The sequence below is a fragment of the Brackiella oedipodis DSM 13743 genome (assembly GCF_000621025.1).
Taxonomy (GTDB): Bacteria; Pseudomonadota; Gammaproteobacteria; order Burkholderiales; family Burkholderiaceae_B; genus Oligella; species Oligella oedipodis.
In genome coordinates, this window is record NZ_KK211206.1 from 113,473 (window position 1) to 114,500 (window position 1,028).

A 1,028-nucleotide genomic window follows, 5' to 3' on the forward strand; every position below is an offset into this window, starting at 1 on the left:
AACTTGAACGTCGCCCTTAACGACGGTCACAATGTTGAATACGGCTTGAATCCTAACCTCGTCGGTCTCAACAGCGCTCAATTCGGTGACGAAAACGCCAGCACCATCGTAGATGGTAAAGGCTTATTATTCGCCGCTAAGAACGATGCCGGTGAAACGGTCCCAGTCGGTCCTAGCATTTCTAAAGACGGTATCGATGCGGGTAACACGAAAGTCACTAACTTAGCTGAGGCTGATATCACGGCTGATAGCAAAGACGCTGTGTCTGGTGGTCAATTGTTTGCGGCGACCGATGCTTTAGCTCAACGTGACCAAGAGTTGGCTCAACGTGATAAAGACTTGGCTAACACCTTGTTCGATACGGCTGAAGGCTTAGCTAAACGCGACCAAGAGCTAGCACAACGTGATGACGATTTAGCTAACGCTTTATTCGACACGGCTAACAGCGTGGGTGTGTTGGGTAATACCACTGCTGACGTCTTAGGTGATGGCGTGACTTACCAAGACGGTAAGTTAGTCGGTGATAATATCGGTGGTACCGGTGCGAACACCATCACAGGCGCTATCCAAGCGGCTAATGACGCAGCTGGCGCCGCAGGCAAAGGTTGGAACGTCGTTGCAGGTGATGCAGAAGCGCAAAACGTCGCTCCAGGCGAAACGGTTAACTTCACGGCTGGTAGCAACTTGAACGTTGCCCTTAACGACGGCCACAATGTTGAATACGGCTTGAATCCTAACCTAGTCGGTCTCAACAGTGCTCAATTCGGTGACGAAAACGCCAGCACCATCGTCGATGGCAAAGGCTTATTATTCGCCGCTAAGAATGAAGCCGGTGAAACCGTCCCAGTCGGTCCTAGCATTTCTAAAGACGGTATCGACGCAGGTAACACTAAAGTGACTAACCTCGCTGACGCGGATATCACGGCTGATAGCAAAGACGCTGTGTCTGGTGGTCAATTGTTCGCCGCCACGGATGCTTTAGCTCAACGTGACCAAGAGTTGGCGCAACGCGACAAAGACTTGGCTAA

The 1,028-nt window shown here is 51.1% G+C and carries 1 protein-coding gene; it reads left to right on the forward strand.

Annotated elements, in window-relative coordinates; genetic code table 11:
• A partial coding sequence (locus Q335_RS10310) for a hypothetical protein (RefSeq protein ID WP_038369639.1) occupies window positions 1-1,028 on the forward strand: 1,028 nt, incomplete at both ends.